A 25,833-nucleotide genomic window follows, 5' to 3' on the forward strand; every position below is an offset into this window, starting at 1 on the left:
TTATAATATTGATTCAATTAGAAATTTTTCGGATTAATTGCAAATCTTTGATAAGGGAAAATAACTTCAGGTCTTCGAGGTTTGGTATCATTCCACTGAAAAAGAGGCAAGTAGTGAGATTCTTCTTTTCCGAATACATAAGTTTCAGGAAAAAATTCAGCATAAGTCATACCAAGCCAGATAATATCCTCAGCTTCACCCTCGACAAACTGTACCTTAATTGTATCAGTTGTTCTGCGGTCTGCTCCGCTTTCGCCCTCTTCATCCCTGAAAAAATACAAACTTTTAGCATCACCAATGCTTGTAATTCCCTGAACCTTACCTGAATCAATCTCGATAATAATTTTATCTCCCATAATCTGGTCTAATCTCTTCAGCGAAACAGTATCATTTCTCGAAACGGCAATAGCATTTTTATACGATTCAATACCTTTTAATTCATTGTCAGGCATACGAATCACAATAGAATCACCGTAAAGCTGAGTCGAATCATACCATACCACGGGTTTTCCGCTCAAAGTGATATAATCTTCATCCTTGTAGAATACTGATTCTTTAGCCGTTGCCCTAACTTCACCACGTATGATTTCGACATTACCCACGAACACATACTTTTCGTTGAATAGTTCTCTGTAAGCGTGCATTGTATCAGCCTTTACTGACAAAGTATCAAAGAGATAAACGCTTCTTTCGATGGGAATTGAATCTTCTCCGTAAAAAGTAGTATCAATATGTGAAAAAGATGAGTCAATTTGCATAAGCAATGGATTTCCAATTGCAAATGAATAATTTTCTGAGGGCACATTGAGCAAGGTATCACATTTCAAAATTGCATTTGTGAATTGTCCTACAATCCACACATTTCCGTAAGCCTCGCTTTTTCTGTCATTGCGATTGTGAATGATAAAATCCGAAATAATTTTAGCTGAATCATCTTCAATGAAGACATTCTTCTGGAATTCGGCAATTCTGGTGCGAGTGTTATAATTACCCAAATCAGCTTTCAGAAAGGTTTCTTTATCCTTGATTGTAACTCCGTCAACAGCGCGGGCAACAGAAGTATTTCCATTATAAAATATTTTGGGAGATTTTAGAGTAAGTGTCCTTTGCAAAATCACAACATTGCCAATCAGGTCGGCTTTGTTAGAGGCTTCATATTGTTTAGCGAAATCAGAACGAACATCTACATCGCCGTGCTCGAACTGCACATTTCCGTAGAATTCACGAAATTCAATTCCGGGAGCCATCGAACCAATTAAACTATCTGCATATTTCAGTCGAATTTCATTTGGAGTTTGAGATTGGGAATATATCTTTATAAAATTGAAAACAAATGAGCATAATATTAAAACAAAAAAGCTCAATCTAAATTTCGAGAAAATGCTACTTTTGAAATATCCAATCAGCATATATTAAACCTCAATTTTGAGAACCGAAAAATTTACGATACCAAACAGAAATCATAAGCAACAGGAAAAGTTCATTTTTATAGTCTCGTTTACCGGATTTATGCATTTCAAATAGTTTTTTGATAAAATCGGCATTTAACAACCCGCCCCTTACAAGCTCAGATGCAAGCACTTCATTTATTGCATAATCATACCAGCTAGTCCTGAACCATTCCTTAACAGGGGCAGCAAAACCCTGCTTTTTGCGATAAATAATATCATCAGGAAGGATGCCTTCCACTGCTTTTTTCAGAACAGACTTTGTAAGTCCACTTTCAGGAAGACGAATATGTGGTGGAAGTGACATAGTAAACTCCACAAATCTATGGTCAAGGAATGGTACACGTGCCTCAAGACTGTGAGCCATTGTGATTTTATCCACTCGCATCAGCAGTAATTCAGCCAGGCGATGATGAAATTCAAGATAAATCATTCTTTGGAGATAATCAGCATCAGCAAAATCAACATCAACCAAATTATGCATATATTTAGCAAAGAGCCATGATTGGCTTTTTAAATGCTGATAACCTGAACCGAACAAATCCTCCTGCATCAATGGTGATATTTTTGAGACGCCGCTCCAGTAAAGTTCTTCATCAGCTGCCGCCCTTCGGAAATATTCTCCCAAATCATATCTTCCGATTGACTTTGCGGTATTAATTGCGATTGAAGATTTGAATTTCTTGATAAATCCAGGCAGTAAATTAAATGCTTTCCAGAATGTATTTTTGAAATTATACTCCCGCTTCATCCAGTCATAGCCAATGAATTGCTCATCGCTCCCTTCGCCAACCTGAATTACAGTAGTACCGGACTCACGTGTGAGTTTACTTAGAAAATAAAGTGGAATACACACGGGATCGCCATTTGGTTCATCCTCATGCCAAGCCAGATTCTCAAGAATCGGTAAGGCATCTTTCTCATCAATTAATATTTCATGATGATTAGTTTTAAATAATTTTGCAATTTTGTTTGCATATTCAAGCTCGTTATATTTCCTGAGCTCCTTAAAACCAACTGTGAAAGTATCCACAGGTCTGCTCATCAGCTCACTCATAAGTGCAACATTCAAACTCGAATCAATTCCGCCACTAAGGAATACCCCAAATGGAACATCACTCATCATTCGGGCTGAAATCGAATCACGCAGAAGATTAATCGTATGTTCTTCAATTTCTTTTTTGTTAAGTTCTGTATAACCACTGAAGTTCCTGAGGGGTGACCAGTATTTATGAACACTCGGTTCATATCCCCGTTTAAATTTCATAAATGAGCCGGCAGGAAGTTTTCTGATATTTTTGAAAAGAGTTTGGGTATCCGAACTCATCGTATAATTCAGGTAAATTGGTATTTGTTGATATTCGGGCTCTTTTCGAACATCCGGATGACACAGAATAGATTTTATTTCAGAGCCGAAAATTAAAATTTCATCTTTATAATAATAATAGAGCGGCTTGATTCCGATTCTGTCTCTCGACAAGAATAATTCTTTCTCAAAATTATCCCATATAGCAATAGCCCACATTCCAAGCATCTTTTCAAGAAATCCTGTGCCATATTTTTCGTATCCGTAAAGAATTGTTTCAGTATCAGTTCTTGAATTGTATTTTTTGCCATCGTATTCAAATTCAGTGCGAAAATTATTATGATTATAGATTTCGCCGTTAAACACAATGTGATATCTGCCGTCAGCAGTATGCATCGGCTGATTTCCAGATTCGCTCAAGTCAATAATTGAAAGCCTTCTGAATGCAAGACCACATTCATTATCGGGAGAAATCCACTGACCATCAGAGTCAGGACCTCTGTGATAAATCACATCACTCATTTTTTTAAGCAAAGAATTATCAATTCGGCTCTCTGCTCTTAAATCAAAAATGCCGGCAATGCCACACATCAGACTAAACCGCGATTTATTATTTCTATCATTTCACGTACAGCTTTATCCAAACCAACATATGCAGCTCTGGAAATAATCGAGTGACCAATACTGTACTCCTGAATCTCACCAATCCCAAGCATATCTTTAATGTTATAATAATTTAATCCGTGTCCTGCTGCAACTTCAAGCATATTATCGTTAGCATATTGAGCAGCATGTGCAATTCTATCAAGTTCAAGCACCATTAAATCGATATTCCTGTAATTATTGGCGTAAACTCCTGTGTGAAGTTCTACCATATCAGCGCCACACTCTTCAGCTGCTTCAATTTGTTTTGTATCAGGTTCGATAAAGAAGCTGACAATAATATTCTTCTCGTGCATTCTTTCGCAGAGTTCAGTATACTTTTCAATATTTTCAGCCAAATTAAGACCACCCTCTGTTGTAAGTTCAGTGCGCTTTTCCGGAACAATTGTTACCAAATCAGGCTTGATCTCAAGGGCAATTTTGATAATTTCCTCAGTGGCAGCCATTTCTAAATCAAATCTTGTATCAACTATTTCACGAATAAGTCTGACATCGCGGTCATTGACGTGGCGACGGTCTTCACGCAAATGTGCCACTATTCCGTCGGCACCTGCGAGCATAGCAATCTGCGCTGCAAATACGGGGTCTGGCTCTGTGCCTAATCTTGCCTGTCTCAGGGTGGCTATGTGGTCAATATTTATATTTAATCTTGGCATTGTTGAAATCCTAATCAGATAATTTTAATTTTACAAAAATAAGTAATTATACCTTGTTAAGCAATATTATATCACAATTATACTTGATTATTCTCTTTTGTATTAATTATTTTTTTTGGGGTTGGTCTTATGAGAGTTAAATAGGGTTACATTTTTTTACTCAGAAATGATTATTTATTTTTATAATTCCTTTTTTTTTCATATTTTAGTCAAATATAATTAACATAATCAGTCAAAGGTTCTAAGATGAAGTTTTTGAAGGATGTTGAATATAAGACACCTTTTATTTTTTTAATACTGAGTATTCTCTGGATTGTGCTGAGCGATGCATTGTTGTTTGACTATTTAACAAACTCAACGAACCAGAAAACAATTTCTATAATCAAAGGATTAGTTTACGTAACAACTGCTGCAATAATCATACACTTGCTTATCAGAAGCGACTTGAATAAAATCAGGTCTATCAACAAAAACCTTGAAGATACAAACAACTACTATGTTTCAATTTTTGAGAATAATCACTTACCATCGCTTTTACTAAATCATAAAACTCTTAAAATACAGGAAGTTAATAAAGCCGCTTTAGATTTGTACGGATACACCACTGATGAATTCAAAAATTTACATATTTCAGATTTGTTTGTAAAATCACATTCTCACAATGTAGAGCTTGAGCAATTTATCAAATCCTCTCAAAATAGAAATTATATTAAAACAACACATCAAATAAAAAATGAAGAGTTGATTATTGTTGAAATTTTCTCCGGTCCGCTTATTCTGAATGGGAATTTAAACATACTTACTATTATTAATGATATAACAATCAAATCTAAAGCTGAGAAAGCTCTTAGAGAAAGTGAAGCAAAGTATAAAAAACTGGTCGAAAATATACCTGATGTTTTCTATCTGATGTCACAAGTGAACGGATTTCAGTACATTTCGCCACAAATCAAAAATCTAATTGGTTTTAATCCTTCAAAAAATGATATGACAAGCGATATTATTCTGAATCATATTTATCCGGAGGACAAACAAAAGTATCTTAATTTCAGAAAAATAGTATTTGAAACATTTGAACCTGATGAAATAAATTATAGAATTCAAGATTCCGGAGGACAAATCAAATGGCTTCAGGAAAGAGTATTTTCTATCCAAGCTTCCATTGATGATGTAATGTTAGAGGGAGTCATAACTGATTATACAGAAAAAAAATTACTTATGGATGAATTAGTTCAGGCACATACAAAAATAAATCAAAGCCTGAAAGTAAAGAATGTAATACTATCAAATCTTAACCACGAGCTAAGAACGCCTCTTAATGGTATTCTTGGATTTGCCAATTTAATCAACAAGAATGTTGTAACCGGCAATGAAATCAATGAATATACAGGCTTGATAATAGAATCTGCAAATAGATTGAATCTTACTTTAAATTCACTTCTGACTTTAAATGAAATCGAGCTTGGTCACAGAAAATTGTTTTTCGAGGAAGCCGGAGTCAAAGATTTTTTGAGATTGATCTATGACTCAAATTCAAAATTTGTAAAAATGAAAAACCTTACTTTTGACATTGATGTAAAAGATGATTTCAAATTTTATACTGATATAAACATTCTCAGCCAAATATTTTTTAATTTAATTGACAATGCAGTAAAATTCACAAACACTGGAAAGATAACTCTTAAAGGCGAGTTTATAACCATCGGCGGTATTTGGATTCAGCTATCTGTAATTGATACCGGCATTGGTATGATGGAATCTGAAATAGAATCCATATTTGAACCATTCAGACAAGGCAGCGAAGGAATTAACCGAAATTTTGACGGAATGGGTATAGGATTGACAATATGCTTTAAATTAATCAAACTGTTAGAAGGAAAAATCGAAGTAGTCAGCAGCCCTGGTCAAGGCTCAGAGTTTAAGCTTCTGATACCTTTTAAAATACCAAAAGAAGAACCTGTTTCAGCTTAAACGCCTCGTGTATTTGGATGCCAGATATGTTTGTGTATTTGGATCTGCATTCTTATATTTAATCGGTCTTCAAGTATCCATTGGGCAAGTGTCAAATAATCCAGCTTACCAAATACCGGCGAGAATAAGATATTCCCAACTCTATTACTGAGTTTATTATCTGCAATAAATTTTACAGCCCAGTCATAATCATTTCTGTCAAGTAACACAAATTTTACTTCATCGTGATAGTTGAGGTACTTAATATTATCCGGGTTATTCCTGTTTTCCATTTTGGAGCCGGGAGCTTTGAAATCAATTATTTTAACAACATCATAAGGGATTTCTTTTACACTTAAATAGCCCCCTGTTTCAATGGCAACAGTCTTACCCTGATTAATGAAATATTCCATAAGATGAACAATATCAGGCTGTTCGAGCGGTTCACCACCTGTAAATTCTATAAAGTTGCAGTTGTATGACATAACTTGGCTGATGATTTCATCGCTTTTCATAATTATTACACCCTTATCGCCACTAAGTGCATAAGGAGTATCGCACCAAGAGCATCTGAGAGAGCAGCCTTGCAACCTTACAAACACACACGGCATACCCGCTCTTGAGCCTTCACCCTGAATTGAGTAAAAAATTTCGGAGACTCTGAATTTCATTTCCTGCAACTGCAAATTATTTACCCCTTTAACTGAAGTACAACAATAGATTCTATATGGTAAGTCTGAGGGAACATATCAAAAGGTTGAATTGTAACAACAGAATACTTTTCAGACATAAGCGATACATCACGTGCCTGTGTGGCAGGATTACAACTCACATAAACTAATCTTGGCGGTTCAATTTCCAGAATATGATTAATTAAATTCGGGCTCATTCCTGCACGAGGAGGGTCAAATATTACAACATCGGGTTTATCAAGTTGATTCAGAAGCATCGGAATTTTTTTATTATTAAGGTCTGCGCTATAAAATTCTACATTAGTTAAATTATTCAGTAGAGCATTTTCAATAGCATCATTAATCGAGGATTCGACCAATTCAATCCCGATAACCTTTTTTGCAAATTTTGATGCAGGCAGAGTAATAGAGCCGGTACCACAGAACAAATCCCATACTGTATCAGATTCTTTAATATTTGCAGAATCAACAATATTTTTGATAAATTTATTCAATTGATGGGAATTCGTCTGGAAGAACGAAAAAGGTGATATTTTAAACTCAACATCAAGAATATTTTCTCTCAAGAAACCATCGCCTTTAATTACTTCAAAAGATGATATACCAACAGGATTTTTAGACTCATTAATAGCGTGTACTACATTTGCTACCTTTGTAAAAAGACCGGCAAAATCACTCGAGAACCAATCTATAAACTTTTTCTCGGCATCTGAATAAGCAGTTTTTGTCATCAAAATAACTGTAAACTCATCAGTAAGCTTAGAATGTCTGATAATCAGCCCACGAAGGAATCCATTATGTGTGCGGACATTGTATGCATTCAATCCGTAATCACGTGAATATAACCTGACAGCATTTAATATTTCATTAGCGTAAGGTTGCTGGATTTCGCAAGATTTTATATCAATTATCTTATCAAATCTACCCGGAAGGTGCATACCGAATGCAAAATCTTTATCGGTAATTGGAAGTCCTGAATTAATTTCATCTTCAGAAAGCCATCTGGAAGCACCAAAAGAGAATTCCATCTTATTTCTGTAGGAAAAGTCTTTCTCAGCTCCGACAATTGGCAAATATTCACCGACATCTACACCACCAATTCTTTGGAATAAATCAATCACATTTTGAGATTTAATCTCAAGCTGCTTATCGTAACTGACATTCTGCCATGAACAGCCACCGCACATACCAAAGTGTTTGCATTGTGGCGAAATTCTATGGGGTGATTCTTCTAAAATCTTCTCAACTTTCGCTTCGTTAAATCTTCTTCTGTTTTTTTGTATTACAGCAAGTACTTTATCTCCAGGGACAGTATATTTTGTAAATACTACTTTTTCATTATATTTTGAAATGCATACCCCTTCAAATCCTGCTGATTCAATATCCAGCTCAACGGAAGGAGAATTATAAAATTTACTCATTTTTTAATCTTTAATAACCTTAAGACAAACTTTTAACAACTGCATTAAAAATGGAGTCAACGCTCAAATGATCCATGCAGAAATAATCATCATTTTTACATTTTGGACTGAAAAAACATTTGCATGGTACTGCTGGCTGAACAATTTCACCGCGACCGTAGAGTTCGAATTCTGACGGATTAAAAATATTATTCATCAGAATGAGTGGCTTTTTAAGTCCAACAGCAATATGCATACCCATAGTTACAGCAGATACAACAGCATCGCATTTATTCATAAGCGAAATAAACACACTTAATGAGAAATAACCAAGATAAGAAGCTCCGGTTTTTTCAGCAAAGTACTTATTCTTATCGTCTTCCTGAGAACCGCCCAATAAAAGCGGGAAATACCCTTCAGCCTGAAGCCTTTCAATAAGCTCAATCCAATTATCATCTGACCATAATCTTGAAATCCAGCGGGCACCACAACCGGTATTTAATCCAACAACTTTCTTCCCGTTATTATAAAATTCCCAATTGATTGAATTGTCGCAATCGAGAATGTATTCTTCACCTTCAAATTGCCAACCGCAAATATTGAATATTTCTTGTAAATATGACAATTTGTTCGCCTGATTGACATCATCAAAGAGTCCTGTTATGAATTTATCATCAGCCAATTTGTTTACAGGTGCCGGAACACCGTTATGTATAGTAAAACCGTATTTTGTCTGAGCTGTTACTGCCTTAAGTATTGCACCAGCCTGCAAATCCTTATCAAGATTAATTGCAATATCGAACTCTGTTGATTTCAATATTTCAATATTTTCTGCATTATAACTGAACACCGAATCAACAACTGAAGGCACAATATCAGGGGAATAAGTAAGCCACCAAATTTTTTTGTCAGGATATTCTTTTTTTATTTTATGAATCAAAGGCGTTGTTCGAATTACATCACCAATAGCGCCGAGCTTTATTATTAAAATAATACCGTCGGTTGGGGTGTAATCATCGCAATTGTAACAATGCTTGCCAAACTGTTTATGAGGTTTACAAGGTACAGTGCCAACAAAATGTCTGCAATCGGACTTGTATAATTTCAAAGTTTCATCCATTATAAACTGAGATTTCCTTTTCTACGAAATAATCATAAATTATATTGAATTAAAATAAATACCTGAAGAACAGAAAGCATATTTTCTTCAGATTCGAATATTGGCAGCGGGGTGAGAAGTTCGCCTCTTTCGTTATCTCTTCCGATCAGATTCATAATACCAATATTTACACCGGCATTAACGAAAAATTTATCACGAAGTTTACCTTCAACACCTAATTTTACATTTCCGCCAAATCTCAACGCATTATCTTTAACAGGGAATTCATATATATCATCTTCTTTAAATCTATCCAAATAGCGTATTTTTTCGACGCCATAAATATTATGCACATAAAATGCTTTTAAATCAAGTCCTGTATATAATTTGGCATTTGCAAAATCGAGATTTGCCCATACGTATTCCACACCTAATCCAAATGCTCCAATATTTAAGCTATGCTCATAAGCAATATTGACATTTGGAGGGATACCATAACGCTCTTTACCGGAGAAAAACATATAATCTAAAGCTGTAACAAATCTTATATCAGGATTACTATCAAAAAGAAATGTTGCTTTTGCCTGTATTCCCGGCTGTGCATTTTTAAAACTACCTCCGATAAATGCATCACCTTCAATTGCGGTAGGACCAATAGGCATTTTTGCTCTGTTTTCTCCTAAAATATTTGTTGTAATAATTCCGGCACCAAAATTAACTTTAGCACCTAATTGCGAAAAAGTATTTTTTGACAAAGCAAAAAATACAACGCTAATTAAGAGTATGAAATTTTTATAGTTTACCATTATGATTCCACTTGTAATATTTTTTTTGTTATAGACAAATAAATTGGTAAAATGTTTGATAATTACTCTAAAATTTCTTTTATACTGTAATTATTTTCATTTAAAAGCATGTGATTTTTCACCATCATTTCACCAATTAAACCCATCGAAATAAATTGAACACCAACAATTATTAAAGCTATTCCCAAAAGAGCAAGAGGTCTGTTGCTTAAATATGTATTTCCTGCAAACCATTCAATAGTGAGGTAAAGATTGATTATCAAACCAAGCAAAGTTAGCAGCATCCCACCGGCTCCAAAAAAATGAAGCGGACGCTTGAAGTATCTTGTTGTAAAAAGCACTGTAAGCAAATCTAAAAAACCGTAAACAAATCTCGATACACCAAATTTTGTTTTGCCATATCTTCTGGGATGATGTTGTACGGGAATTTCTGTAACCTTAAAACCTTCCCAATGAGCAAGCGCCGGAATATAACGGTGCATTTCACCGTAAATTTTTACGGTTTTAACAACTGATTTTTTATATGCTTTCAACCCGCAGTTAAAATCGTGCAGCTTAATTCCGCTTGCAACTGAAGTAACATAATTAAAAAGCTTACTCGGCATAGTTTTAGAAATCGGGTCATATCGTTTCTTTTTCCAGCCGGAAACTAAATCATAGCCATCATTTATTTTGCTTAAAAGATTTGGAATTTCAGAAGGGTCATCCTGTAAGTCGGCATCCATAGTAATAACAACTTTACCTTTTGCTTTTTGAAAAGCAACAGAGAGAGCAGCACTTTTCCCATAGTTTCGTCTAAATCTAATACACTTAAATCTTTTGTTCCTACGGTTAATTTGCTTTATCATATCATAAGAGCCATCTGTCGAACCATCATCAACAAAAATCACTTCATATCTGCCTTTAGCAGATTTTGCAAGTTCTTCTTCAAGTAGCAATGATAATTCGGGAAGTGAGTCCACTTCATTAAGCAGTGGAATTACAACACTGATTTCCGGCAAATTGCTTTCATGTGGCTTACCGGAATGTGATCTCGGACTTTGATTCGGACGATAATTGCTTTTTTCTGATGCTTTCAAAATTTGAGGAACATCTTTACTCGTAACTTTTTTCTTTATAGGTTTATTTTCAATCATTTTCAGACACTAATTTTTAACAAATGTGGATGTAGTAATACCACTTTTATTATAAATTCTAATACCATAAATTCCGCTTGACAGATGCTTTATATTAATCGTATTTTGATAAGGAATATCAAATAATGAATTACCAAGCATATCAACAATTTCTATTCTATCGCATTCAAAATCATTAGAAATATTCAACATATCATTTGCAGGATTTGGATAAACAGTAAAACTTTTCTTACTGTCTTCCCTAACTGAAGTTGTATTTAGATTATAATATACATGTATAAAAAGTTCGCGAATTTCATCATTATCCCATTCAAAAGAATCTGTTTCTTTCATATTATAATTAATTACAAACCCATTGAGTCTGTCTTTAATAAATATTGAATCAATAATCTTGGGAATAGAATTTTTATTCCAGTTTATTTGTATTTTCTTACCGTTCCCAAATCTGTAAATCATCTTGTGCCGAACATAATAGTAATCAAGTGTATCAGGATAATGCCTCAAATCTTTATTTGTCCAGATTCTATCATAATATTTCGAACCATCAGCTTCAACTTGTGTAGAATCAATAAACTCAAATGCAGTATAAAAACCTACAAAAGGAGCAGGAGGTAAATTCAATTCTCCTAAGTCAGGGTCCAGAACATCTGTTGCAAGTGGTGATATTCCAAAACTGTAATTATAAGGGGATTTGTGTCCTAAATCATTTTGGACATTTATGTTGATTTCCACCGGCTGGCGTGAGAAGACCGACACAAATGTCAAAAACAGAAATATAACTGTAAAACAAAAAAATCTCTTATTCATTTCAATCACTATTATATAAATAATATATTTTAATACTAAAACGGGCAACACGGCTTAACCTTGTTGCCCGTTTGAAAAAATCAACGACAAATTAATTATCTGATAACATTAATCTTAACAACAGAAGTCTTAGTGCCGGAAGTCAATCTTAAGATATAGCTGCCGGTATTAATATTCTTGAGAGAAATTGTTTCAGTATAATCGCCTTTAGTTCTGTATTCGTTAATGAAATCTGCAATTTCATTACCAAGAGCATCAAATAATTTAACACTTACAAAATCATTATCAGTGATGGTGAAATTGACATTTGTGAAATCATTTGCAGGAACAGGAAATGCAGTAAATGCAAATTCTTCACCAGCAACAGCTCTCTTCATCATTTTAACAGCACCAAATGGTAATTCATCAATTGTTACATTGCCATTAGTTCCGGCTTTGATAGTGCCATAAACCTGATTAGTAACAGGGTCAACGAATAAATAATCAGCATCAGCTTTTTCGATATTGAATGATACAGGATAAGTAACACCCTGAACTCTGATTACTGATTCATTATCATTTGTGAAGTAGCCGTTATTATTGAATCTAACATCGAACATATCTTCTGAGAATACAGGAGGTAATTCGAAGATTCCGGTATTAGCAGTTTGGTCATTGCTTACATAGATATCTTTTCTGTGCTGAGCATTGTCAAACATAGTAATTTTAGTTGAACGTTCAATCATATCAAGCTTGGTATTATTAGACATAGCTTGTTTATCTAGTTGGTAAGTAGGATTTAAACCATAAAAACCGTCACTTGAAGCTTTAATCCAATAACCAAGACCAGGTACCATATTACTTACTTCAAAGTAACCTAAATCAGTACGGTATCCGTAAACACCATATTGTTTAGTATATGCCAAGCTTGGAAGCTGGTTATCAGAAGTAGGATAGAATCTGATACCATCAATGCTTGTAATATTTGATAAAGCACCAATTAAATTCCAACCACCAAAGAATTGGTTGAACTGTGGATCCGGGAAGTCGCCTGCCCAAATTCTTACATTGTGTCTGTCTTTAGTAATAGAGTCAATAATGCTGCCTGCGAAACTAACATCAACTTGTGATGAATATTTCAAGAAGAAGCCTTCTCCAACTCTTAAGTTTGGTCTTTCCTGATACTGACTGTTAACAAATGCCCAAGGTACATTAATAGCATTCTTGTAAACTACATTGTGTACAGTGTTTGTTGGAGCAAGTGGCAATGAAAGAAGGTTCCAACCGCGTTTAATAATCGGGTCACCATTTTCATCTACAAAATCCATAGTAGTAGGAAGCGTATATTCAATTCTGAATGAAGTAACATTTCTGTCAGCAATTGTGATTGAACGTCTGAACTGGTCAATCTGAGTTGCAAATCTCATATCAGTAGCCTGAAGCGGAACACCGTTCACAACCTGGCGGATGAATAATTGAGCACCTTGAGGGAAATCATTAATATTCCATTCAACACTTATAGGATAAGCATTTGCAGGATTGAAGAAACGAGCTTCATAAATATGTGAATTCTGACCTTTAGGCATATTATATGCACGAATATCTCTTGAAACTGTTCTTGCAGCTGCAGCGTTAGGAGCTACATCACCAAAACCAAAAGGATATTGCGCAAGTAAGTCTGCTCTCAGTGGGAACCAACGAGCATCAAAGTTAGCTGTTGAAAGTGGAACATTATATGCTGCTTCACCATAAAGCAAGTCTATGCCATCAGTAGCGCGTGTACCTGTACCGAATACAAGTCTGCGTTCTTCACCACCGGCACCGGCAGAGTTTCTAACGATAATATTTATACCGCCGGGATTGCCCGGAGCTTTATTCCAATCAGGTTCGTAAGGATTCTTCATAAATAAGAAGAGTACTTTTACTCTGATAGGGCTAACTCTTGCATAGTCTGATTTAATCGTTACATATCCAATGTGAACACCATGAGGTTCGCCATCACCACGAGGAGGTAATTTAGTAGGATCGCACTGTAATCTGATATAAACATCACCATCATCATTAGTAGGTTTCATTACAGGGTCAAGCTCTTCACCAAGAATTGAATTATCAAGGTATTGAGCAAAACCATAACGTCTTTGATTTCTAGGGAAAGTAAGAGTTCTGTTTTCATTCAAATCGTCAACGTGCATCTCAAGCCATGCAGCATCAGTTTCAAACCAGATATTCTGAAGTCTTGATTTTGATGTACTGTTTGATATTTTCATTCTTGCTAAACCAAATTGCTCAGGTGAATTATCATCAACAAGAACAATAGTAGGTAATTCATACATTGTCGGTAATTCATTTCCAGATTGATCTTGTTCATATTGAATAATCGGGAAAGCATCATCAGTAACTGATGCTACACGAACAGACGGAATATCATCAGATATTTTTAGTGTGATTACACCGGGATATACAGGCTCAGCTTTGTACATACCATCATCTGAAAGTGGTCCCGGAAGAGTGATTAAGTTATCATCTTCTGCCGTTGGAGCATTGTTCATACCATCAAGATAAGTATCAGGATAGAATAAATCACCATCAAGTCTGCCACGTCCGTTACCAATAATTGGGCGTGAATAGAGATTCTGATAGTTATTGATATCATAATCAGTAAAACCTAACCAAGAATTTTGCTTTGCAACATCAAGGTCATTATACTTTACTGATCTGTTGTCAATGTATATCGGAGTAGTCTGAATAAGGTTAAAGCCAGCACCGCCCTGACCTTCTTGTCTTTCAGCCATAACGCGGAATCTGACATAAAAAAGAACTTTAAATTCTTCTACATCAAGATCGGTATTAGGTAGAGCAAGACCCATAGAAGTACCATTGAAAGTAACTCTTCTACCGTCTAAATTATCTCTTGTATCAGCCCATTTATTTGGATTGATATAATACCAGTAATAGTCATCCAGCTTGTCTTCAGCATCAATATAGAATTGCTGAGCAAGCGGTTCATAGCCGGGATCGTTGAAGACAGAATTCACTGTTTCAACACCAATAAAGCGTATAGCTTTTTCATTATAGAAAACTGAGAAGCTGAAGCTTCTGATAGGATCAACTGTATATAAAGCAGCACCTTGTGCATTGCGATAGCTATACCAGTTATTTGTTATAAACACAGGCATCAAGAACTCTCTGGCACCTGATACTGATGGTGGAACCCAAATTCTACCATCAGGGTAGAAATCGGTTTCGTAATTATTCGCTACGCCTGTCAAGCTTAATCTTGGCAAAACAGGACGCGTAAATTGCGAATAGGACTCTACCGCTGTCATCAGAATTAAACCTAAAACTAATGACAGTCCAAAGATCTTCCTAAAACTGCGTAAACCATGTAATAGTTTCATCATGAACCCCTTATAATTTGAAAACAATTAATTATATATTATTATTGATTTATTTACTTCACGTTTTGTAGTTTTTATCTTAATCAGATAAAAACCACTTTTTAAAAACTCTATACTGAAGTTCAATACTTCAGAATAGGAATTTACATTCAATGATTTAACTCTGTTACCAAGTAAATCATACAATTCAACTTCAATTATTTTATAACCGGAATTATTTCTTATGTTAAGCATACCATCATTAATATTTACATTAATTTTTGTATCAAAATAACTACGTACACTAACACTTGAATCTACCGGCTCGCCAACACTTAGCAGCTTAATTTCATCACCGGTAAAATCTGAATAACAATAACATCCTTCAAATTTTCCCGGATTAACAGTAAACCTTGTCTCGACATCAACAGTATCCTTGAACTTTTCTTCAAAAGTAAATTCAATGATATCTTCATCTGTTATATAGTCGAAAAGATTAATCAGTAAAGTGTATTTACTGTCAGCAATTTTTGAAAATTCTGTAATCGAAATCTTGTCAGAAATTGCATTTACACTACTAATGGTAAAAGGCTTTTCTTCATCTAAATATATCTCAAAGAACATTTTTTCTGAATCCGTTGTGGGATTCATCTTCACATTGAGTTTTGAACTTAATACTTTAGTATCATCAAATTTCAAAATCTCATTGTCAAGATTAACCTCAACTTTTTTATCAGGATCTACTACCCTTTCGGGTATAAAAACCAAGCTGCTGTCAACTACGTACTTTCCTTTAAAATCATCTGTCAAATCGAAATCAATTATTTCAAATTCAACATAACTTTGGCAATCGTCCAAATATTTAGCGACAAATCCAATGATTTCTCTATCGCCGGATAATGCCTTGTCAGAGTATCCAAACGCTCTAATATATCCTGTTTCATGTGCCACACTCACATTCTTATACATTGGAATAAATTCAGCAAATGTATTCAAATATACAGGACCATCAAATCTGACTTTCTCAGGATTATATTTAATCAAAATATCAAATGCAAAGAACTGGTCTTGTGACGATATTGCACCCATTCCGACAGTTACCAATATATCTTTATCTCTGTCGTTGCCACATACTTTCACATTATAATGGCTCTTAAGCTTTACTACACGTTCTAATGCTAAACTATTTCGGTAGCCGGCGGTCATCAAAACCGCCGACAACCAAAATAATATTATTATCTTATTAATCATTATCTGTTAACAATAATTTTGCCTGATTCATTAAGACCGGCACCATTAAGTCTATAGATATACATACCATTAGAAACTGAACTTCCGCTCATATCTTTTGCATCCCAGTTTAATAAGTAGCTTCCGGATTTAACGTCACCGCTCATAATCCTTGAAACAACATTACCCTGTAAATCATAAACATTAAGTTCATAATATCCGTCAACACTGATATTAACATTCATAAATGCTTTGTCAGTTATAACGTTAGGTGTAACTGAAACGGCTGCAAATAAAGCATCGTTGTTTTCAACTGAAGCAACAACATTCAAATCACCAACTTCTTTATCATTAAATCTAACACCACTGAAAACAATATTACTTGCATCAGTAGAAACTTTAATGATTAAGATAGGATTATTTGATTCAAAGTCGCCCTGACCTGAAACTACAACTCTGTTTTCATTTGAAATAACGAGCATTTGAGTTGCTTCATTTTCATTTTTAACAACATCAATAATTCTGCCGTTAATTTCAAACTTTGCACTCATTGGACCGTTTAAATCACCGTTCAAATAAACAGGAATCTGATATTCATTGTTCCCTAAAGGAGCAATTGTACCAATTTTAAGATTTGAAGCTATATCATTGCTAATTACTTTGCCCCATTGTACAGCTGTATCAAGCAGCCAAGGCAATTCAGGAACACGACCTGCCATATACGCTAAGATAAATGATGCATCATGTTCGTTTGCTTCAAATAGAATCTGCTTAACAGAACTTACTTCATTTGGTAAATCATCAGTAAAGACTTTGCTTTTCTTTTTGATAGGGATCTTAGTTCCATCAGTAGCAAAATAGTAACGACCATTATGATTCACATCACCATGATATGCCTGACGTCTGCGAACAGGGTCTAAAGGAATGCCGGTAGCAACTGAATTCATAATCAGGCGAACGTCATTTACTGTAACAAAACGGCTCTGCGTCATACCAAAGTGTTTGTTACCGCGAGCTTTTGAAAAGTCAACGTCACCATCGCCCCACCATTCAGCAACATTAAATACTGAAGAAGCAGTAAATAATATTCTTTTATCTGAACCGCCGGATGGCTGCCAGTTACTTGTTTTAGCCTGGCTGGTAGCTGCAAGTGTAATATCCTGATTATAAAGAAGACCATTTAAATAGTCTGCACCTTCACCAACGATTTTACCTTCGCCTTTAATACCAATAGTACTACCAGTAGTGATTACTCTTGTGTCAGTCATATCAGGACGATTGCGTGGACCAACAGTACCATAAGCAAATTCGATATTTCCCTGATAAGAAAACGCATCAAGTGATTCATATAATCTTAACTGGAAATTAGCAACACTTGATTTAACTGGTTCATTATTAAGCATATAGTTTATGTTCAAATCTTTCCATTGAACTACAAATACTTTTTGAAATCTACCATCTTCGTGTTCAATTTCTTCAAGTTTATATGAAATTTCAGAAATCACAAAACCTTCTGTAAAGAAGTCTGTTTCATTTCTTAGATAATGGTCACCCCAAAAAGGAGCGATTACATTAACAGGATAATTGTTTGCATCTAAAAATAGTGCATTTACATTTTTAGCAGGAAGGAAAGGTGGTGGCGATAATGTAATAAAGCCATTTACACCAATCCAGCATTGGTTAAATACCTCACCGTTCATCTCGAAATCGAATCCGAGATTTACTCTGTGGTAGCCGTCATTTCTGTCCGTGGTAATATAATTCGGACCAAGGGCAAACTGAGCATGCGGAATAACGATTGGGTCAACCAGATTCTCGTAAGGTGTATTTTCAACAAGGGTAATGGATCTATACTCTCCGTTCACTTGAGAAAATAAGCTTGGAGAAACTGATACAGCAATCAATATCGCAATTCCGACAGCTGTAATCAAAAATTTCTTCATTTTGAACTCCTAAATTTATTAATTCTTTTATTTTTAGCTCATTAATTGGCAGTACCCTATCGTATAGGGCACTGCCATTGCTTATATTATCTCACAATCATAATCGGATAAGTGCTGGTAACATTACCGGCTGACAAACGAACCATATACTGACCGCTTGCAACCTTAGTACCTTTAGTATCACCGGTATTCCAATCAATTGAATAAACACCGCTGCTATAATCATCACTTACTAGAGTAGTAACAACATTACCAATCATATCAACAACCTGTAATGTAACGTAAGAAGGATTAAGCACTTCGAAGTTGATTGTAGCGTTGCTGCTTGCAGGGTTTGGAGATACACTGCTAATCTTGGTAGCAGATGCATTGTCACCAAGCGTTTGTACACTGCTTAACCAATCGTGCATAATCACAAAACCTTGGATAGCTTCGTCAACCACTGTGATAGTAGCAACTCCGTTAACTATATCAAATTGTACTGCATTAGAATGGTATCCAATACTTGGGTCATTCATATTGAAGATAAACAAGTTACCGTCCGACCATCTGTCTTTGATTAACCAAGTAGAGCCTGCAGGATTACGTGAATCAGTTCTTGAAGGAATTTCATCAGGTCTCCATTTAATAGTTACAGGGTATAATTGGTTACCAGCTCTTAGATCACCGGCTTGGAACTGTGCTCTGTAAACATAAGATCTTTCCTGACCTGAGCGTGCAATCGGGAATATGTTTCTTAATATACCATTTCTGTTATTAATTGACCAGCGTGCATCAAATACATCATCCCATGGTGAAGGAGGTAATTCATATTCGCAAAGTTGTTCATCAAGTTTACCAATATAGAATCCATCATTACCGTCACCTGTTGAAGCATCCTGAAGACTTGAAGTTCCGAAAACCAAATCTTGATTTGCACCACGTGAATTTGCAACATTAATTGTAGCAAGGAAGTCAGTTTGATCTGAATAGTTTAATCTAATAATCAAAGTAAATTCTGCGCCATTTCTGTCTTGAACTCTGATCTTAATAGTAACTTTACCATCAGGATCAACCTGAACAGGAACTCCTGCACCTTTAGCTATAGTAATAGCATATTCATCAGTTGAACCATTACCATTGATTACATTAGGATTTACTGTAAAGCCTGTAAGCGGTTGATCGTTAACATCAAACATTGTAAGTGTTAATTGTTCTGTATTGCCTCTTAAAAGATCAGTATCTCTGACAGTCAACTCAGTTGACCAAGCACTTGCCTGATCAATACATTCAACAGCAGGAATGCCACTGATATGTGGATCATGATTAACACCGAATACTCTTAGTGATATTCTCTTCATTACAGATAAACCGTTTTCGTCTGTTACAACAACAGTAATCATTTCATCAAGTGGAGAAGTAGGAACATCTTGAACTCTTGGAGTGCCATAAAGTAAACCGGTATTCGGGTTAATTTTAAGCCATTCAGGAGTAGTTTTAATGTTAGTAAGGTCAATACTTCCAGCCTCAGAGAAGCAAGGATCAATTGCAATTGCGTCTTCAGTTGTTGAAGGATAAATCAATCTGTAAGTATGGCTTTGACCAAAGTTAGGATCAAAGATTCTAATCATTCTGCTTGAATCAAGAAGTGATGGATTGTAATCTCTGTCTTCAATTGCGTCAGGTAAAGTTTCAGTAAGAATTGCAGGTTGTACGTTAATAAATACTCTGTAATCCTGTGAAGCAATACCACCGTGACCATCATTAACAACTACAGTAAATACTGTATCATCAACAATAGTATTATTATACTGTGGATTTGGTGTCAGTAAAGCTAATGCATCACCGGCATCTATACGAACATTAAGCTGTCCGTGAGTTGTAAAATCAGCACCAAATACGTCTGATTGATCGTCGCTGTCATATCTGTATAAATTATCATTACTCATCCAGCGCGGTCTTGATTGAATAACCATAGTACCTTCCAAACCTTTACCGTCAAGATCATAATCTAATGAGTCTATAACAGTAGTATCTGAAGGATTGTTACGAATTGCTGTATTGAAGAATCCATAAGCAGTTCTACCATAGCGGAAGTCCCAGCCTGCAGCAGCAGGTGACTTATCTTCCAACTCGTCTGTAGTATTGATGTCCATCTGGAATCTTAATTTATCAGTAACGTTAGCAATCAATCTTTGTACTTTATCACGACCACAAGGAATTCTTGTTGGTTCGTATCTTACATAAAGTTCACCGGGTGAATCTACTTTGTCAACTTCAATTACTGCATCTGTTTCATCAAAGAATACAGGAGGAGTATTGACAACAAATATCTTAAACTGATATGAGTTTGTGTATCTTGAAGCGACATTTACTGTGTCTTGTTGTAAATATCTTGCATTATCAATATCATACTGAGGAGCATGTAAGTATGCAGGATATGTTTCAATCCATAAATCAATTTCATCCTGAGACATAGTAGGATTCAATTGTAAAATCGAATCTAAAGTTCTGTAATGAGGAGGGAAATTTGATGCAAAAACTGTCATCGAATCACCACCAGGAACTATGAAAGGATTAATTGGACGTCCGGCTAATTCGAAGTAACCCTGAGCTCCGTCTTTGATAGGATCAGCAGCATATCTCTTACGAACAACAAGCCATCTGCTTAAAGCTGAAGTGCTAGGTATTAAAGCATTATAATCTAAGCGAGCATAATTGTTAGCTTCAATATATGAGCGTGGATCATAAAAACGATTAGGATCAATCGCAGTAATATTTAATATGGAGTCACGACCGCGTCCACCTTCATAAATTTTCTGTGATTCATCTTCCCAGTTTTCAGGATTTGCTTCTATTGGAAGACCTGAATAAGTACGGAATTGAGCAGGATATGTTCTGTCTTCTGTAACAAATACCTTATTTAAGAACTCAGTAATAACAACTTCAGTTCTCACGTCAGGATTTTCTTCTGTTGGAACATTCTTTCTAATTGTATCTGTAGAAAGTTTAACGATATCGCCTGTAAATACAGGAGGCTCAGTTGATTCAGTTACTCTGAATGCTAAACCTTCAGTAGCAGCAGCATGTACACCATCTCTCCAAAGAACAGTTCTTGAAACGATAAGTACAGAGTCGCCAACTCTTACAGGTAATGAACGATATCTTTCACCAGCGAAGTATGTTACCCAGTTATTGTTACCAATTTGGTTAGAAGCAGGCATTTGTGGTCTGTTTGAGAAGAGGTTTGAAACTCTTGCGAAGTTTCTGTAATCTTCAGTATAACGACGACCTTGAAGTGCAGCTGCATCTTCATTGTATTCATTTTGATATAATTTGTAAAGTAAGTCAGGACCTGAACCTAAGTTAGCAAGACCTTCAGCTGAACGTCTCCAAGACGGATCACGTCTGTTAGTTGAGTCAGGAATAAGTTCGATTACAGTACGGAAAGTTTCTCTGTAAGGAGCATCTTCGCTTACCTGATTGAGGTTAGCACGTACATAATCACCAGTCATAAGATTAATTACAAAGAAAATTGATTGATTCAATAATCTTGGATCATGATTGCTTATTCTTGTTAAACCTTCGTAGTTAGCACGGGTTTCAAGGTATAGAGGGTAACCGATTGGGTGATAGTAAATACCTTTATCATCCGGTTGGAATTCACCTTGAACTGAATTGATACCAGGATAAACGAAATTACCATTATCATCCAAAAGTTCAGCAGCCATAGGATCTCTCAACCAACGTTTGATATATCTGCCATTTGAAGGCTGATTCAAATCGCTGTATCTTCTGATAACAGGAGGAATACCTACAGCAAAGTCTTCAATCGGACTCATTCTGCGTTTTGAATAATCAGCAGTTTTAATGTCAGTACCTTTATCATGAAGGTCATAAACATGTCCGCTGAATACTAAATGTTCAGGAATTGATAATGGATCAGGCTGAGTATCATCACCAGCTACGTTAGCAAGAATTACAGGTTTGTAAGTGATATCACCTCTTTCCTGTGATTCAAATGGACCTTTAGTACGTGGGTCAGCTGCATTAGGATTGATTAACTCAGGATAAACAAAAGGTAACCAATTTTCACCGTCTGTATCAACAAAGAAAGTTGTGAACGCTGAAATATTTGGATTGTCATGAATGTGTGGAATATAGAAATCTACATTCGCTTCAGTATGACCCCAGTAGTTACCGCGAAGAGTATCAGTACCGCCATAACCTATACCTGTAGTACCGGCTAAGATACCTTTAGTATCAGGTGCATCAGGAAGTCTTATTAAAAATCTTGCTTCATTGTTATAAATTGAATTTGCCGCTTCAGAGAATTGGTGTGAAGGAAGCGGACCTTGAACTTCACCATAAAGAATAGCACCGGCTAAGTCAGATGAAGCCGGGTTAAAGTTATTCGATCTTCTGTAAGGACCAGTGATAACATTTTGGTTAGCACCGGCTTCAGAATATGCCTCGTTACCTGTAATAAGTGAACGATTCAACACAAGTTTAAGATCATAGTTATCTGAATAGATTGCTGAACCAGAATAAGATGAGTTATTCTGGAATCTTACACGATTGAAAGTAATTGAGTCAATTCTTCCAACTCTTGTATGAGCAATACTATCAAGAATATAAAGACCACCACCAAGACCAATACCATTTTCAGGAAGTCTTGAATCTAAATTAATACGATTAAATGAACCAACCTGAGTTGCACCGCTACCCATCTGTGAAGCAGTAAATTCAGGGTCAGTTAAAATAATTTGGTTATCTAAAAATCTTGTTAACATTCTTAAGTCAGCAGGATATTTGTCGTCTTTTCCTGTGAACGGGTCATTAACAGATGTATATTTGTAAGGAACATAATCAGCACCGATATCAACCATATCAAGGTCAGACAGCCAGAATCTTTTAGTTGTAATATCCTGAAGATTTACAAAAGAAACTGCACCACCGTTACCATTATATACGGTATTACCGATGAAATCTGTAGCTTTAATTACACTTAAATCACCATTATAGGAATAGACAGCACCACCACCGCGGATTTGCTTCATGTTTTCGCCTTCAACGCCTTCACCAACTACGTTATTAACAAATTCTGCACGAATAAGATTAATTACGCGGTGTTTGTGAAGAAGAATAGGAACGGAACTAGGAATACGAATATCCACAGCACCACCTGCAAATCCTGCACTATTGTTCCAGAATCTAACAGGATATTTACCATCATAACCTAAAATCGCATCAGCTTCGACACCACCGGAGCCGTTAACTGACATATTGCGTTTAGTTAAGATAGCACCACCGAAAGCGAGAGCTACGTTATTTTCAAATTTAATATCAAAACCGTAATCACGTGTAGCTATTTTAGTATCTGAACCACCAATAACAGGCGACTCAAGCGGATTAGTGTTGCCATCAACATAGATAGCGCCACCTGCAGCAGCCATATTTCCTGTAAAATATGTTTCATTTATACCTTCACGTTCCGGTCCGCCTCTAACCTGAAGTCTGCCAAGAGAGTTTTCGATGAAGATACCGCCACCTATTGAATAAGCTGCTGATGTTTCACCAAATCTATCTGCATCATCATAGTATTTAGCATAAGTTTTGTTATTTGAGTATTGTCCTGCAGCAATTAAAGAAGTATAAGGACCAACATAAACAGCACCACCGCGAGAGCCTTTTGAGTCTCTGGAGTTCTGATAGTTATTAGCTTGGTTTCTTATAGCACTGAATTTATCAATAGTTGGGAAAAATACTTCCTGACCACCAATAAGTAGGCTATGATTAACACCAAAACCAATTTCAATGTTTCTTTCTTTAACTCTTGAGTCACCACCAACGTAAACAGCACCTCCATAAGCACCATTTGCATAAGTACCATAAGGGAACTGAGCAGGTTGGTTGATTATATCATAAACTCTTGGAACACCGCCGATATTTTCTTCTCTGACGTTAGCAATCTGTACGTAGTTATTTTCAAAGTGCATATTTCTCATACGACCTAAGAAAACAGCTATACGAGCATCGTCAAGAGCCTGACGGTAAGTAGCATTGTTAGAACCAAAAGGTTCTGCAAGCTGGCTACTTTCGTCAATATTATCAATTCTCGGAATAGTTGTGTTTGAATTTATGCTTGATACACTACCGTCTTTATTAGTAAGATTTGGATTCTTACCGGCAGAGTAATTTGGAACTGTTGCGTTAGCAGGTTTAGTAAATCCGTATTCTGTCGGAGCCTGAAGAATGTTAAGAGCACCGCCACGTAAACGTGCCATATTGCCTTTGAACTCAACATCAATCAACCAAGTTCTTGAAGAAAACGTAGTAATAGCACCACCGGCGCCATTAGTCAATTCTTTAAGTTTATTGTTAACAGCATTCCATGAAGCACCCATATTAGGTCCGTTCACATTATATACCGGAATTCTGTCAACTGTAGTGTCTTTTCTAATGTTTTCGAAAACAACATTACGGAAGAAAGCAGCTCTTGCACCGGGAAGTACAATAATATGACCCCACTCCCTTGAGAAGTTATTTACAGGTTGACCCACGAATTTGATTGGAGCAGGTACTATGTTAACATTATTAACACCCTCACCTCCAACTCTTTTCCAAGGTAAAGTTTTCAAATTCGGATCAAAATTTTCAGGATCTCTGAATAAACGTGCATTGTAAAACATCAATGCTTGTTCAAAAGAAACTACTATATGATTGGGATTACCGGAAGTAGCTGAATTTCTTTCTTTAAGAAAGTTAGCTGAATTCGGATCCACAATATCTACTACCTGACGAGTTGATTTGTCAAGTAAAACATGGAAAATATGATTAAACTTGTCAGGGTGAACAGTTGGATCTTTAGGTGTTTCGACCCTAATTGTTCTTGCAGCTGCAGAATTATCATTATATTGATTTACAGCGCCTAAAAAGAAATAATCAAAGCTGGCATAACCGAGTGGCTCGTAAGCTGTCACAGGGTTGATACCACTAGGATTCTGAACGTAAGTTGCCTTTGCAAAACCATCGGCAATGATACGTCCACCGGTCGAGTCAATAATTCTACCCTGAGGGTGGAAATGTACTGTCGTGCCCGGCTCAATTATCAAAGTACCACCTACAACATAATCCTTATTGACTATGTAGAGGGAGTCTTTAGCGAATATTCTCACCTTTCCAGGTGCAATACTACCCGAAACGTAAACAGCCGGCTGGGCAAAGCCTTCAGCCATGGTAAACATTCCAAACAGTACCACTAGAATACTCAAACGAATCAATCGTTGCATGATACCTCCAAAAAATAAATACTTATGTACAACAAATTATTTAATAACATTTAATTTCTAACTTATAAAA

General features: G+C 35.8%; 14 protein-coding genes. 1 reads left to right on the forward strand and 13 read right to left on the reverse strand.

Going from position 1 to position 25,833, the window contains the following annotated elements:
* Positions 1-17: 17 nt before the first annotated feature.
* From lptC to KF896_07180, 3 genes are read right to left on the reverse strand one after another with little or no spacing between them, the layout of a single operon-like run.
* Positions 18-1,409 carry an LPS export ABC transporter periplasmic protein LptC gene (gene lptC / locus KF896_07170; protein MBX3043480.1) on the reverse strand — a complete coding sequence of 464 codons (1,392 nt, stop codon included), beginning with the start codon at positions 1,407-1,409 and terminating at the stop codon, positions 18-20.
* Positions 1,410-1,419: 10 nt separating this feature from the next.
* Complete coding sequence (gene asnB, locus KF896_07175) at positions 1,420-3,345, reverse strand: asparagine synthase (glutamine-hydrolyzing) (protein ID MBX3043481.1); 1,926 nt, start codon at positions 3,343-3,345, stop codon at positions 1,420-1,422.
* Positions 3,345-4,073, reverse strand: a complete 729-nt coding sequence (locus KF896_07180) for a pyridoxine 5'-phosphate synthase (GenBank protein ID MBX3043482.1) — start codon at positions 4,071-4,073, stop codon at positions 3,345-3,347. Before KF896_07180 ends, asnB begins: the two co-directional genes overlap by 1 nt.
* 246 nt (positions 4,074-4,319) lie before the next feature.
* On the opposite strand from KF896_07180, the gene KF896_07185 reads away from it, so the two are divergent.
* Complete coding sequence (locus tag KF896_07185; GenBank protein MBX3043483.1) at positions 4,320-6,044, forward strand: PAS domain-containing sensor histidine kinase; 1,725 nt, start codon at positions 4,320-4,322, stop codon at positions 6,042-6,044.
* Here KF896_07185 and KF896_07190 read toward each other — a convergent pair.
* The 10 genes from KF896_07190 to KF896_07235 all read right to left on the reverse strand — a co-directional run bounded on the left by KF896_07190 (position 6,041) and on the right by KF896_07235 (position 25,763).
* Complete coding sequence (locus tag KF896_07190; GenBank protein ID MBX3043484.1) at positions 6,041-6,694, reverse strand: radical SAM protein; 654 nt, start codon at positions 6,692-6,694, stop codon at positions 6,041-6,043. The two genes, KF896_07185 and KF896_07190, sit on opposite strands and share 4 nt — an antisense overlap.
* Positions 6,695-6,714: 20 nt before the next feature.
* Positions 6,715-8,136, reverse strand: a complete 1,422-nt coding sequence (rlmD, locus tag KF896_07195) for a 23S rRNA (uracil(1939)-C(5))-methyltransferase RlmD (protein ID MBX3043485.1) — start codon at positions 8,134-8,136, stop codon at positions 6,715-6,717.
* 19 nt (positions 8,137-8,155) lie between these two features.
* Positions 8,156-9,223 carry a glycosyltransferase family 9 protein gene (locus tag KF896_07200; protein ID MBX3043486.1) on the reverse strand — a complete coding sequence of 356 codons (1,068 nt, stop codon included), beginning with the start codon at positions 9,221-9,223 and terminating at the stop codon, positions 8,156-8,158.
* Between the two features lie 44 nt (positions 9,224-9,267).
* Positions 9,268-10,020, reverse strand: coding sequence for a hypothetical protein (locus KF896_07205; GenBank protein ID MBX3043487.1), 753 nt, complete (start codon positions 10,018-10,020; stop codon positions 9,268-9,270).
* A gap of 62 nt (positions 10,021-10,082) precedes the next feature.
* Positions 10,083-11,156 carry a glycosyltransferase gene (locus KF896_07210; protein MBX3043488.1) on the reverse strand — a complete coding sequence of 358 codons (1,074 nt, stop codon included), beginning with the start codon at positions 11,154-11,156 and terminating at the stop codon, positions 10,083-10,085.
* Between the two features lie 9 nt (positions 11,157-11,165).
* The gene (locus tag KF896_07215; protein MBX3043489.1) at positions 11,166-11,963 is read right to left on the reverse strand and encodes a T9SS type A sorting domain-containing protein; all 798 of its coding nucleotides are present in this window, start codon (positions 11,961-11,963) and stop codon (positions 11,166-11,168) included.
* Between the two features lie 95 nt (positions 11,964-12,058).
* Complete coding sequence (locus tag KF896_07220) at positions 12,059-15,268, reverse strand: T9SS type A sorting domain-containing protein (protein ID MBX3043490.1); 3,210 nt, start codon at positions 15,266-15,268, stop codon at positions 12,059-12,061.
* A 99-nt stretch (positions 15,269-15,367) separates the two neighbouring features.
* The gene (locus KF896_07225; protein ID MBX3043491.1) at positions 15,368-16,570 is read right to left on the reverse strand and encodes a T9SS type A sorting domain-containing protein; all 1,203 of its coding nucleotides are present in this window, start codon (positions 16,568-16,570) and stop codon (positions 15,368-15,370) included.
* The gene (locus KF896_07230; protein MBX3043492.1) at positions 16,570-18,492 is read right to left on the reverse strand and encodes a T9SS type A sorting domain-containing protein; all 1,923 of its coding nucleotides are present in this window, start codon (positions 18,490-18,492) and stop codon (positions 16,570-16,572) included. The genes KF896_07225 and KF896_07230 overlap by 1 nt, the downstream gene beginning before the upstream one ends.
* 86 nt (positions 18,493-18,578) lie before the next feature.
* Complete coding sequence (locus tag KF896_07235) at positions 18,579-25,763, reverse strand: T9SS type A sorting domain-containing protein (GenBank protein MBX3043493.1); 7,185 nt, start codon at positions 25,761-25,763, stop codon at positions 18,579-18,581.
* Positions 25,764-25,833 lie beyond the last annotated feature (70 nt).

Source organism: Ignavibacteriota bacterium, assembly GCA_019637995.1.
In the GTDB taxonomy this organism is placed as follows: domain Bacteria; phylum Bacteroidota; class Ignavibacteria; order Kapaibacteriales; family UBA2268; genus JANJTB01.

Bases quoted from the DNA above. Each gene is read 5' to 3' on its own strand.
- KF896_07235 (MBX3043493.1), bottom strand. From the start codon at position 25,763: ATGCAACGATTGATTCGTTTGAGTATTCTAGTGGTACTGTTTGGAATG.
- KF896_07185 (MBX3043483.1), top strand. From the start codon at position 4,320: ATGAAGTTTTTGAAGGATGTTGAATATAAGACACCTTTTATTTTTTTA.
- KF896_07180 (MBX3043482.1), bottom strand. From the start codon at position 4,073: ATGCCAAGATTAAATATAAATATTGACCACATAGCCACCCTGAGACAG.
- lptC (MBX3043480.1), bottom strand. From the start codon at position 1,409: ATGCTGATTGGATATTTCAAAAGTAGCATTTTCTCGAAATTTAGATTG.
- KF896_07205 (MBX3043487.1), bottom strand. From the start codon at position 10,020: ATGGTAAACTATAAAAATTTCATACTCTTAATTAGCGTTGTATTTTTT.
- KF896_07190 (MBX3043484.1), bottom strand. From the start codon at position 6,694: ATGAAATTCAGAGTCTCCGAAATTTTTTACTCAATTCAGGGTGAAGGC.
- KF896_07225 (MBX3043491.1), bottom strand. From the start codon at position 16,570: ATGATTAATAAGATAATAATATTATTTTGGTTGTCGGCGGTTTTGATG.
- KF896_07220 (MBX3043490.1), bottom strand. From the start codon at position 15,268: ATGACAGCGGTAGAGTCCTATTCGCAATTTACGCGTCCTGTTTTGCCA.
- KF896_07210 (MBX3043488.1), bottom strand. From the start codon at position 11,156: ATGATTGAAAATAAACCTATAAAGAAAAAAGTTACGAGTAAAGATGTT.
- asnB (MBX3043481.1), bottom strand. From the start codon at position 3,345: ATGTGTGGCATTGCCGGCATTTTTGATTTAAGAGCAGAGAGCCGAATT.
- KF896_07215 (MBX3043489.1), bottom strand. From the start codon at position 11,963: ATGAATAAGAGATTTTTTTGTTTTACAGTTATATTTCTGTTTTTGACA.
- rlmD (MBX3043485.1), bottom strand. From the start codon at position 8,136: ATGAGTAAATTTTATAATTCTCCTTCCGTTGAGCTGGATATTGAATCA.
- KF896_07230 (MBX3043492.1), bottom strand. From the start codon at position 18,492: ATGAAGAAATTTTTGATTACAGCTGTCGGAATTGCGATATTGATTGCT.